8 protein-coding genes and 1 tRNA gene are annotated in these 9,242 nt (G+C 58.1%); 6 read left to right on the forward strand and 3 right to left on the reverse strand.

What is annotated here, in order from left to right:
- The first annotated feature begins 22 nt into the window (after window positions 1–22).
- The 6 genes from AB1555_07780 to AB1555_07805 all read left to right on the forward strand — a co-directional run bounded on the left by AB1555_07780 (window position 23) and on the right by AB1555_07805 (window position 5,478).
- Window positions 23–1,414: a sigma-54 dependent transcriptional regulator gene (locus tag AB1555_07780; GenBank protein MEW6246594.1), complete on the forward strand. Its 1,392-nt coding sequence runs from the start codon at window positions 23–25 to the stop codon at window positions 1,412–1,414.
- 384 nt (window positions 1,415–1,798) lie between these two features.
- The gene (rlmD, locus tag AB1555_07785; GenBank protein ID MEW6246595.1) at window positions 1,799–3,100 is read left to right on the forward strand and encodes a 23S rRNA (uracil(1939)-C(5))-methyltransferase RlmD; all 1,302 of its coding nucleotides are present in this window, start codon (window positions 1,799–1,801) and stop codon (window positions 3,098–3,100) included.
- A gap of 92 nt (window positions 3,101–3,192) precedes the next feature.
- Window positions 3,193–4,230 carry a phosphoribosylformylglycinamidine cyclo-ligase gene (gene purM, locus AB1555_07790; GenBank protein MEW6246596.1) on the forward strand — a complete coding sequence of 346 codons (1,038 nt, stop codon included), beginning with the start codon at window positions 3,193–3,195 and terminating at the stop codon, window positions 4,228–4,230.
- The gene (gene purN / locus AB1555_07795) at window positions 4,220–4,897 is read left to right on the forward strand and encodes a phosphoribosylglycinamide formyltransferase (protein MEW6246597.1); all 678 of its coding nucleotides are present in this window, start codon (window positions 4,220–4,222) and stop codon (window positions 4,895–4,897) included. The genes purM and purN overlap by 11 nt, the downstream gene beginning before the upstream one ends.
- Before the next feature lie 4 nt (window positions 4,898–4,901).
- Window positions 4,902–5,165: a hypothetical protein gene (locus AB1555_07800; GenBank protein ID MEW6246598.1), complete on the forward strand. Its 264-nt coding sequence runs from the start codon at window positions 4,902–4,904 to the stop codon at window positions 5,163–5,165.
- A gap of 237 nt (window positions 5,166–5,402) precedes the next feature.
- Window positions 5,403–5,478 (forward strand) — tRNA-Ala (locus AB1555_07805).
- Between the two features lie 655 nt (window positions 5,479–6,133).
- Here the strand turns inward: AB1555_07805 and AB1555_07810 are convergent.
- From AB1555_07810 to AB1555_07820, 3 genes are all read right to left on the reverse strand, one after another.
- On the reverse strand, window positions 6,134–6,634 hold the full coding sequence (locus AB1555_07810; protein ID MEW6246599.1) for an SLATT domain-containing protein: 501 nt from the start codon (window positions 6,632–6,634) through the stop codon (window positions 6,134–6,136).
- 606 nt (window positions 6,635–7,240) lie between these two features.
- Entirely contained in the window at window positions 7,241–7,603 is a 363-nt protein-coding gene (locus tag AB1555_07815) for a type II toxin-antitoxin system PemK/MazF family toxin (GenBank protein MEW6246600.1), read from the reverse strand.
- Window positions 7,593–8,816 (reverse strand): XRE family transcriptional regulator, encoded by a 1,224-nt coding sequence (locus tag AB1555_07820; protein ID MEW6246601.1) that lies wholly within the window; start codon window positions 8,814–8,816, stop codon window positions 7,593–7,595. Before AB1555_07820 ends, AB1555_07815 begins: the two co-directional genes overlap by 11 nt.
- Window positions 8,817–9,242: the final 426 nt, after the last annotated feature.

Genomic DNA, 9,242 nt, shown 5'->3' on the forward strand with positions numbered 1-9,242 from the left:
GTTACGGGTAACGAGGGGAAACATGTCGGCGACGATTCTGATCGTGGATGACGAAGTCTCCATTCTGAATTCGCTGAGCAGCATCCTGGAAGACGAAGGCTACGAGGTCCTCGTGGCGAAGAGCGGCGCGGAAGCGCTGAAGATCTTCGCTGCGGATCCGCCCGATCTGGTGCTGCTGGACATTTCGATGCCCGAGATGGACGGGCTCGAGACCCTCCGTCGGATCCGGGAGTCGGCGCCTCAGGCGATGGTCATGATGATGTCCGGCCACGGCACCATCGAGACCGCGGTCAAAGCGATCAAGTTGGGCGCGTACGATTACATCGAGAAGCCGCTTTCGCTGGAGAACGTGACGCTCCGCGTCAAGCACGCGCTGGACCAGCATCGGCTCGAGCAGGAGAACCTCAGCCTCCGGACCAAAGTGGAGAAACGGTTCGAGCTGGTCGGCGATTCACCGGCCATGCAGCGACTCCGGCAGTTGATCGCCACCGCGGGGCCGACCAATAGCCGGGTCTTGATCTCGGGCGAAAACGGCACGGGAAAAGAGTTGGTGGCCCGCGCCATCCATCAGCAAAGCCCGCGCGCGGAGCGGCCGTTCGTCGCGGTGAATTGCGCGGCGATCCCCGAGACCTTGATCGAAAGCGAGCTGTTCGGCCATGAAAAAGGAGCGTTCAGCGGGGCGACCTCGATGAAGCGCGGGCAGTTCGAACAGGCCGACGGCGGCACCCTGTTCCTTGACGAGATCGGCGACATGAGTCTCAACACGCAGGCGAAGGTGCTGCGCGTGTTGCAGGAGCAGCAGTTCACCCGCGTCGGAGGGACGAGGTTGTTGAAGGTCGATGTGCGGGTGCTGGCCGCGTCCAACAAGGATCTGCCCAAGGAAATCGAGAGGGGAACGTTCCGGGAGGATTTGTTCTACCGGCTGAACGTCGTCCCGATCGACGTGCCGCCGCTTCGCGAGCGCCGGGAGGATATCCCGCTGCTGGTGCGGCATTTCATGCACTTGAACGCGGAGGAACAGGGTTTGAAAGTGAAGCAGGTCTCGCCCGAGGCGATGGACCTGCTCCAGCAATATGATTGGCCCGGCAATATCCGGGAGCTCCGTAATTTGATCGAGCGCCTGCTGATCATGGTGCCCGGTAACGTGATCGAGGCGTCGCACGTCGCGATGTCCTTGCACTCCCGCCCCGCGGTTGCCGCTCCAGCGGTCACCGCTCCCGCCGGTTCGCTGCTCACCAAACCCTACGACTCGCTCCGCGACGCGCGGAACGCGTTCGAGAAGGAGTACATCTCCCGGAAGTTGCGCGAGCACAACTGGAACATCTCGCGCACCGCCGACGATCTGAAGATCGAGCGCAGCCACCTGCATCGGAAGATCAAGTTGCTCGAAGTGGAGATGCGGCCGGAGGGCTAGGGGGGCAGGCTCGCGGGTCCTGTCGCCGGACAGTCCGGCCGTCCTCGCACCTCACCTACACCCGCAAGCGGGTACCCGAGGGACTTCGCTGCGGGAGGCAGTGCTCTCTGTCCGGCGCCATCACGAACCAGAATGGTGGAAGTCGAAGGGTTGAAAGTTCGCTGAGGACTCGGCCGCCTTCGTGCAAAGACGAAAGCCGTATACCTGTCAAGGGTTAGCTGGGCGCTTTCTTCGTCGTCCTTTGTGCTCTGGAAACCGGTGAGTCCTCAAGCCGTAAGGATGGCTCGCCCGCAAAGTCGCGTTGACCGCTGTCCTGGCGGCTGCAGTCGGGAGTTGAGTGGGTGATGGAGTAGTGAGCAAATCGCTTCATTGGTCGAGGTCTGAATGGCAGAACTCATGCGCCACGAACCGGTGACGGTCACCATCGAAAAGCTGGTGCAGGGCGGGAAGGGACTGGCCAGGCATGACGGACAGGTGTTGTTCGTGCGCGGGGCGATTCCGGCGGAGACTGTGGCGGTCATCGGCAAGGCGTCGAAAAAAGGCTATCAGGAGGCGGCGATCAGGGACATCGTGCAGGCGTCACCGGACCGGGTCGTGCCGCCGTGCCCGGTCTATGAGACCTGCGGTGGATGCCAACTGCAGCATATCCGGTATGAGGCGCAACTTGAGCTGAAACGCGAGGTGCTGGGAGAGACCTTGGCGCGGGTGGGGAAGTTGAAGGTCGACGACATCGCTCCGGTCATTCCTTCGCCGAGCGCATATGGATACCGCAGTTCGGTCCGCTTCACGGTGTTTCGTCAGCGAAGCGGGTTTGCACTGGGTTTCCATCAGGAGGGCTCGCACAAACCGGTTGAAGCGTCATGTTGTCTCCTGACGCCTGAGGCGGTCCGCCGTCTTGTCGCACTGATGAGCGAGCGGTTGGCCGCTCACCGGAGCTTGCCGGTGCGGCTGGAGACGCTGGAGGTCAAATATTCGGTCGCATTCGGCTCGATCCTGCTCGTCTGTCATACCGGGCCGGCCACACGGGAACAGGCTCGCGAACTCTGGGATTTGTGGAGCGATGGGCCGAACGTCGTTGGGCAGGTCGTCATCGGCCGGAATGGAGCACGGTGGGTGACCGGTCAGGATTGGGTTGCCGATCGGCTCGGCGATCTGATTTTTCGCATCAGCGAGCGGTCGTTCATGCAGGCCAACTGGGCGCTGAACGAGACGCTTTCGCGGACGGTTGCCGAATGGGCGGCGCCGGCCCCCGGTCTGCGCGTGCTCGAAGTGTTCGCTGGAATCGGGACGCTCGGGTTGCCGATCGCGAAACGGGGCGCGCTGGTGACACTGGTGGAAGGGAACCCCTGGGCCGTGGCCGACGCACGGCATGCGGCGAAGACCAACCACGTCGGGCGTTGCCGGTTCCGGCCCGAATCGGCGGAGGCGTTTTTGGAGACGGTGCATTCCGAAGAGTATGACGTAACGCTGGTCGATCCGCCGCGCACCGGGTTAAGCGAAGCCTGCGCGCAAGGGCTGATCCGTCTTGGTTCTTCCCGGCTGCTGTACCTGTCCTGCGATCCGCCCACCTTGGCGCGCGACCTGGCCCGTCTCCGCGCCGGCGGCTATCAGATCATCCGGGTGCAGCCCTTCGACATGTTTCCTCAGACCGCGCACCTGGAAACGTTGGTGGAGTTGGTTCGTTGACCCGCCCGTGCTCCTCCGGTATCATCCATCTGCCGCGCTGACCGGCTAGGATGATGCCTTCAACTCAGCGCTCATAACTCAGCACGAATCCTATGACCACCTACCGCCAAGCCGGAGTGGATATTGAGGCCGGCAACGAGTTCGTGCGCCGGATCACGCCGCTCGTCCGGTCCACCTTTCGGGCGGAAGTACTGACCGATCTGGGCGGCTTCGGCGGGCTGTTTCGCTTCCCGGCGGATCGGTACACGGATCCGGTGTTGGTCTCGGGCACCGACGGCGTCGGCACGAAGCTCAAAATCGCGTTCCTGATGGACCGCCACGATACGGTGGGCATCGATCTGGTCGCCATGTGCGTGAACGATGTCGCGGTCAGCGGCGCCGAGCCGCTCTTTTTCCTCGACTATTTGGCGACCGGGAAACTCAGCGTCTCGAAGGCCGAGGCGATCGTGCGCGGCATCGCGGAGGGCTGCCGGCAGGCGGGCTGCGCGTTGATCGGCGGGGAGACCGCCGAAATGCCGTCCTTCTACGCGGAAGGGGAATACGATCTGGCCGGCTTTGCGGTCGGAGTAGTGGACCGGCCGAAGTTGATCGACGGAAGAGACATCGCTCCCGGCGACGTGCTGATCGGGTTGGCGTCCTCGGGCCTGCACAGCAACGGCTATTCGCTGGTACGCCGCGTGCTGCTGGACGAATGTGGATTGAAGGTGGACAGCCGTTTACCCGAATTGGCGCACCCGCTCGGTGAGACGTTGCTCACGCCGACGCGCATTTACGCCAAGCAAATCCTGGCGCTCGCGCGAGAGTTCTCCATCAAGGGCATGGCGCATATCACCGGCGGCGGCATCACGGACAATCTGCCGCGGGTGTTGCCCAAAGGATGCCGGGCGAGAATCCGCCGTGGCGCCTGGCCGGTGCCGGCGATCTTCGGAGCGATTCAGGAACGCGGACGCGTTGATCGAGACGAGATGTATCGCGTGTTCAACATGGGGATCGGGCTGATTCTGATCGTGCCGCCGCCGGCCGCCGAAGGGGTGATCGCCCGCGCCGTTCATTTGGGGGATCCCGCGTATCGGATCGGCGAGATCGTGGATGCCGGGCCGGAAGACCAACAGGTCGAATATGTCGGGTAACCGGACCACGCCGCTCCGTCTGGGAGTGTTGGCCTCCGGCCGGGGATCGAACCTTCAAGCGATCATCGACGCGATCGAAACCGAGGCGCTGCCGGCTCGGATCGCTGTGGTGATCAGCAACAAGCAGGATGCCCAGGCGCTGGAACGGGCGAGGAAGCACGGAGCGCCCGATGTGTTTCTCGATCCCAAGTCTTTTGCCGGCCGGCCCGACAGTCGGGAGGCCTACGACCACGCCATTCTGGACGCGCTGCGGAAATACGAAGTCGAATTGGTTCTCCTCGCAGGGTACATGAAAATCGTCACGCCCGTTTTGATCAACGCGTACGAGAACCGCATGATGAACATTCATCCGTCGCTGCTGCCGGCCTTTCCCGGCCTGGAGGCGCAGAAGAAGGCCTTGGAGTGGGGGGTCAAGATCGCCGGCTGTACGGTCCACTTTGTGACCGAAGGGGTGGACGAGGGTCCCATTATTATTCAGGCTGCAGTGCCCGTGCTGGACGGGGACACTCCCGAAACCCTGGCCGCGCGGATCCTGGAGCAGGAACATCGGATTTATCCGCGAGCGGTGCAGCTCTTTGCCGAAGGCCGTCTGCAAGTCGAAGGCCGCCGCGTCCGCGTGGTCGATGCTGCCGTAGACGAGGTGAGGGCGCTGCGGAATCCCGTGTAGATCCATGGCGAGTCCGGCTGAGATTCGTGAGGAGCAGATTCGGATGCTGCGGCTCCGCCTCCGCGTGGATCTTACCTGCTGGCGGTTGCGGTTTACGCCACTGAGCCGAGAGGAAGCGGTGGCGTTGATCGAACAGACGAAAGCTGAAATTCTCGATCTTTTCCCGGGGAAGGAGCACGTGTTCGAATTGGTGCTGCGGCCTCGATTCGAACGCATCCTGAACGAACGAGCGTTGGCGGAGTGGGGCATCGCCGACTCGCTCAATTAACTTCCGGTAGAGTCCCGCTCGGCGCTCGTGTATAATTCGCGCCAGTTGGGAGATTGGCGAGCGCCGCTCTTCCTCCCCGTCTCCTCCGCAGCCGAGAAGCCCGAGCCATCCCGCTCAGGCAAAGCCTGCGGTCAAAAGGTCGGCGCTCGCTTTTTCATAGTGAACAGCCGGTAGCTCGAAGCATCAGGGTGATGCGCTGTTGGCTATGCGCTGTTCGCTACTCGCTCGCTGCGTGGTGGGGGGCTAGCTCAGTTGGGAGAGCACGACGTTCGCAACGTCGGGGTCGGGGGTTCAAATCCCCTGCCCTCCACCAAAAACCCACCGCAGGGGAGTTGAACCCACGACAGGGAGTTTCGAAGAGGGTGTGCCCTCTTCGTGGGGATCGTACAAGGGGGCTGGCCCCCTTCGTAGGAGGCGGTGAGACAGGCTTCAGGGTCGCACCGGCGACGGAGGGGGTTCAAATCCCCTGCCCTCCACCAAACCACCCTTCGGTTGAGCCGGCGGCTCGTTTGCGGTTTCTCGTCATGTGACGCCGCCGGAGACATCCCACCAGTGAGCTTTCTCCTGAGAAGTCGAACCCACGACAGGGAGGTTCGGAGAGAGTGGGCTCTCTAGCAGCGCGTTCGAATTTTCTTCGAGTCACAAGGCCGCTGATCCTCGCACTCGGTCTACTTGAACGCCTGTCACGCCCCTTGCGTGCGCCCATTCCCCTTCCACGCGCCTCAGAAAAGACTCCCGACCCCTTAAATCTTAAACGACCCCTTAAATCTTAAATCCGCAACGACCTTCTCCTGGCCGTTCAAGGATCACTCCGGGGAATGGCGCAACGGGACCTCGTTCGGTCTCAATGACCTGGAGGCGCTCGTCACCGTGGCCCAGCAGGCCAAGGAGTGGATCGCTGCTCATGCCATGAAGCGCTGAGCCGCTTCACTGGGAAGCCTCCGGCCTTCCGGGGGCTTCCTTTAGAACTACCGTGAATCGACCTTATATGCCGCTTCTCCGGATTCAATGCCACAGTGCGCCCGCTTATAAGCGAATCTTCGAATTTGGGGACTCGATAAATTGAGGTCGTCACGCTCTTGAGCAAGCGACTTGAGCAATTTCAACAAATCAGTCTCCCCTGCTTCTGACTTCGGATCGAGATCTCGAAACATGCGGATTCGATTCCGAAGTGAGTTGTATTTAGCCCCTGCTTGGTGGTGCAGTTGTGACCGCTTGCTTGGATTCAAGAATGTCGGAATCGCCGACAAAACGGAGGCTGCGATAGCCAAGACACCGGCCGCAACAATTTCTTCTTTGAAAGCCGAGGCGCTTGTGATCGCCGCAATTACCACGGTCGGGATACCAAGTCCTAGATGCACATTCCCCCAAGCACGACCGGCCTCGAAGTGGCTTTTGGCTGAATAAAGAGCATCCTCTTCGATTCGGCTCGCTTCGACATGCATTTCATCAACTAAGGATGTAGCCATGGAAGCTCCTCATCCATACGCTGGGAAATAGTTGCCGAAGATCTTTTTCCACTCGACAAAAGCCGCTTCAATGCGCCCATTGGACTCAAAGGCCTCAGCCTTGATAGCTTGATCATGCGCTGTCGAAAATCTACTCACAGCGTCTTCCACCGTGCCAACCGTATTGAGCGGATTGATATGGCCACCAAATCTAGCAGGATCGGCGATCTTATAACGAACCTTCTCGCGAGCTTCTTCGAATACGAAACGATGGCCGCTTGAAAAGTTCGAAATTGTGACATTACCGTTCGGACCTTATCGAGCAAGCCTGCTGGCGTAAATATTTTAAAGTATTGAGGATCTAAGACAACGAAAACATCCGCATCTGAGGATTTCAAAAGATCCATCATCGTAGATCGCTTGTAGGGTCCTGATAAGAACGACGTGAGAACGGTTAGCCTTTGCTCAACAGCAGTACGAATATTTATCTGGCGAGTCGACACAGTTGTGGCCTGAAGCCCAGTTATCTCCAGATTTACCCGGAGCTGCTCGAAACCTGCTGTTATTGTCTTTGCCATTCCCTTCCAATGCTGCCGATGCGTCCTTCATTTGGGAGGTACGTGGAGACTATTGATATTCGACGACTGCGGCAATTGCGGCCACAAGTTCTTCCATCACCGTCGATGGCAGATTCCCAAACTTCTTTATAAACCGGGAAGTATCCACTCCCCTGAGTTGCAAGGCATCGATAGAAGAAGTCTTTGAGAGACCGTTCCTACCGTCAGGATCAATCCGGACATGCCAGATGCTTCCCTTGAAATGATCTTTCCATTCAGTAATGGGGGCGATCAGCCTGAGAGGGAGCCGACCCAGCGCATCGGAACTGACTATGACAGCCGGCCGTGTTTTCTTTATTTCAGAACCAAGGGTCGGATCTAAGTTGACGAGCCAGATTTCACCGCGCTTAGGCGATGGGGGGTTAGTACTCAACGAAGTCTCCACTCTGGAGATCGCTTCTGTCTGCGCCCTGCGAATAGTGCGACTTCAGTTTTTCTGCTTGCTCAGACAAAATCCGTCTGCGCTCTTCAAGCGGCAACTTCATGAAAGCTCGTCGTTCGATGAGGGAGAGCGGTTCCTCAACATCAAGAGACTCACCAAGCAACCTTTCGACTTCTTCACGGGTAATCAGTCCCTCTGCATAGGCTCGAAGCGCTGTTTGCCGAAGCCATTGTGATTGCTCAGGTTCCAATTCACCCGGCTCTTTCCGTTTCCATTTCAAGCGGTTTATGAGCATCATCCAATGTCGGTAGTACCCCTCTGAGATGATGCCCAAATCGAACAGTCGTCGAACAAGAGCTTGCATGCTCATTCCAAAGCGCTTCTTAAAAAGCAGAAGTTCTTCACTAAGAATAGTGTCCCGCTTAGTACCAATCTCACGATAGACCACTTGTGCAGGAGCAAGGAAGGCTGCTCCGAACCGGAATGCCGCCTGCTCCTCATCAATGTTATGCCCTATCTTCAAGACAAGATGGCCTAATTCATGCGCAAGGCTCAGTCGCTGCCGCTCTCCAGACACGCCTTTGGACGTAACGAGGCCTGCTGCTTGAGTCTGGGTGGCTTCATCAACAGCCACCGCGCAAATGCCATCAAACTTGTCGATGGCATCAATCTCGATGACATGAATGTGATGATCTTCGAGCATACCAACCATGCTTGAAATTGGATCCTGCCCAAGGTTCCAATTCGCACGTAATTCTTCAGCAGCCCGCTCAGTATCTTCTATCTTTGAAATACGATGTGCATGGATCGGCAAATGATTCCCGTTCGGCCATCCTGTCATGGCCTGAAGATTCACTCTATCCTCCAAGACCTGGGTCACAAGGCTCTCAATTCTTCCCTGATCTTTCTTAGGTAAAGTCGAAGCCTTTCGATAGCCGATGAACTTAACACTGACTTGAGGCTCTCTCAGAAAATAAGACGCCTTCACCTTAAAGGTATCGGCAAGCTTGTTCAGAACAATTGGCGATGGGCTCGCCTTCGCACACTCATACTTTGAAAGCGCCTGTTTCGTGACAACATGGCCCATGGACGCAACAAGCGCATCCAGCGAAAGGCCTCGTGACATTCTCAGCCGCCTCAGGCGATGAGCGATGATTTTTTGATGAGACATCGATACAAGGCAGGTTGACAAAATACAACACATTATGTGTATTTGTCAACCCCAACCAGACTCTGCCGTGATGAGGTTCTTGGAAGAGACTTGCACAGAATACCCGTGCTAAAATTGTGCTAGAAACTTTCAAAAACCTTAGAACCCATTAGAATCCATTGACCCAATAGAAACCGACCAAGCACCTGGTTTTTCTGAGAAAAGTAGGGAAGCCGTTGCAACAGCGAACCTACCAAAAAACGGCTTGTTTACGCTCTTAATCAGCGGGCCGTAGGTTCGACCCCTACACGGCCCACCAAAATTCACCATACCCAAGATTCAGCTCCCCTGCAGTGACACAAGTAGAACGCCTTCACAATTGATGGGTAAGAAGGGCTCTCTTTCAGAGCACCACTACATCCAGCGAAAAGGGCGAATTTGGATGAACAGGCATGTGTTGGTTATTCGCTGTCTGGGCAG

Source organism: Nitrospirota bacterium (assembly GCA_040755395.1).
Classification (GTDB): domain Bacteria; phylum Nitrospirota; class Nitrospiria; order Nitrospirales; family Nitrospiraceae; genus DATLZU01.